This is a genomic window from Microcoleus sp. N9_A1, assembly GCF_036701795.1.
GTDB lineage: Bacteria > Cyanobacteriota > Cyanobacteriia > Cyanobacteriales > Microcoleaceae > Microcoleus.
Genome location: NZ_JAUBRI010000172.1, coordinates 1 through 1,834 on the forward strand (window position 1 = coordinate 1; position 1,834 = coordinate 1,834).

The following is a 1,834-nucleotide window of genomic DNA, read 5'->3' on the forward strand; positions in this document are numbered from 1 at the left end:
CGAAAAATCTTCTCTTCATCCCTTGGGCTTGTCTTGGCAACTAGATTAACTGTTACCCCTACTTATTGAGCCGATACTTTTTTCGGCTAATTGATAAACTTGTAGCTGTTGGAAGTTCTCCATATTAACTCCTTTAAACAATTGATGGTCAACAATTGATTAATGACCAATGAATACAAGTCAACAGTTAACAGCCAACAGTCAACTGTCAACCGTCAACAGTCAACTGTCAACCGTCAACCGTCAACTGTCAACTGTCAACCGTCAACTGTCAACTGTCAACGATTGTCTAAATTATCGCGCTGGCGGAGTAATTCTGGGCCGCGAGAAGTCCCCAAACGAGTTGCCCCAGCTACTACCAAATCTAAAGCTTGTTCATGAGTACGAATTCCGCCGGCTGCTTTAATCCCAATCCGTCCCTTCGTAACTTCCTTCAGCAGTCGCACATCGTCAACTTTCGCCGGGCCAAAAAAGCCAGTGTTGGTTTTGATATAAGCCACACCAGCTTCCATACAAATCTCAGCCGCTAATTGTTTTTCGGCATCGGAAAGGAGCGAACTTTCAATAATTGCTTTGATGGTGAGATTAGTTTCTTCGCAAATTTGGGCTAATTCCCGGTGGAATTCGTCTATTTTTCCGGCTTTCAACAATCCTAAATTAACGGAGACATCTAACTCTACGGCTCCATTATCTGCGGCTTCTAGAGCTTCGTAAACTTTCACCGTTGAAGTCGAAGCACCGGTGGGAAAACCTATAACTGTACAGACTTTGGGACGTTTGCCGTGCAGCAGCTCAACTGCTTGTCTGACGTAGGCGGGATACACGCAAACTGTGACAAAACCAAATCTCTCTGCTTGTTGGCAACAGTTTTCTACTTGCTCTGGCGTAGCGGTGGGGTCGATCAGGCCGTAGTCGATCAAGGGGGCAATATCGATGTCTGCCTGGTTTGCAGCCATTGCTGTTTTTTCTCCGAAGTGATTACTTCCTTATTATGTAGCGAATTTACCAAATCTTCGACCGAAAGCAGCCAGGGTACAACCCCCCGCATTCCTCCGTGAGGTCGCTTTCTCCAATTCTTCAATCTAAAATCTAAAATCGATTGACTTTACTCCGGGTTCTAGTAAGTATAAATACTCAATTTGCTGCTCGTAACAACTCTTGTGGAAATTAGTTTACCAATTTGTCTTAAAAAATAATATTTTGGTATCTCCCTTTAGATACATTTTTGATCTTTCTTTAGGTATACTTTGTTAAAAGGAGTTACGGTAGAGCCTGCGTCAGCTACGCTATGGCAGAGCCTGGTAGCGGCTACTGTTTTTACTTTTAGTAGTGCTTTAAAAACATAAAAGCCAGTGCCAAGCATGAATCATTTAGAACTCGAACAAGAAATTGGGAAGATGGCTAGAGCGATGATGAGTCGCAATAGCTTAATTGGTAAGGATTTGATTGCGGATCTCAGAGGGCGGCTGTCTGTTGACAGTGTAGCTGCTTTGATGATTGTCAGTATTGAGCGTTTGATTTGGTATGACTGCGAGTCCGTGATCTGGAGTTTGAGTTATTTGATTCCTGCTGACGTGATGGAAGAAATTCGCCGAATTACTGCGCTGGTTGTTTGCCAGCGGTTGATGGGCAAGGGTTTTCTGCTGGGGAAAGATTTTAGTATTGATGCCACAGGCCAGTTGCTGTTGAGCGAGAATGCTAAAACAGCGGTTGTGGTTGCTTGAGTTGGGCAAGCAGAAGTAGAAGCTATTCGCACTTTGACACTCTCAGGGCTGAAGCCACTGAGATTCTGCGGACAAAGCAGCTTTAGGTAACACCCAAAGTTTTACTCTCG

At 44.2% G+C, this 1,834-nt stretch carries 2 protein-coding genes; one reads left to right on the plus strand and one right to left on the minus strand.

The features are described 5' to 3' along the window. Positions 1-278 precede the first annotated feature (278 nt). Positions 279-956: a deoxyribose-phosphate aldolase gene (gene deoC / locus QUA58_RS31205; protein ID WP_333397992.1), complete on the minus strand. Its 678-nt coding sequence runs from the start codon at positions 954-956 to the stop codon at positions 279-281. 405 nt (positions 957-1,361) lie between these two features. Here deoC and QUA58_RS31210 point away from each other — a divergent pair, with 405 nt between their 5' ends. Further along, positions 1,362-1,724: a hypothetical protein gene (locus QUA58_RS31210; protein ID WP_333397994.1), complete on the plus strand. Its 363-nt coding sequence runs from the start codon at positions 1,362-1,364 to the stop codon at positions 1,722-1,724. Positions 1,725-1,834 lie beyond the last annotated feature (110 nt).

Excerpts from the sequence above, each read along its gene's own strand:
- deoC (WP_333397992.1), bottom strand. The coding sequence starts at position 956 with ATGGCTGCAAACCAGGCAGACATCGATATTGCCCCCTTGATCGACTAC.
- QUA58_RS31210 (WP_333397994.1), top strand. The coding sequence starts at position 1,362 with ATGAATCATTTAGAACTCGAACAAGAAATTGGGAAGATGGCTAGAGCG.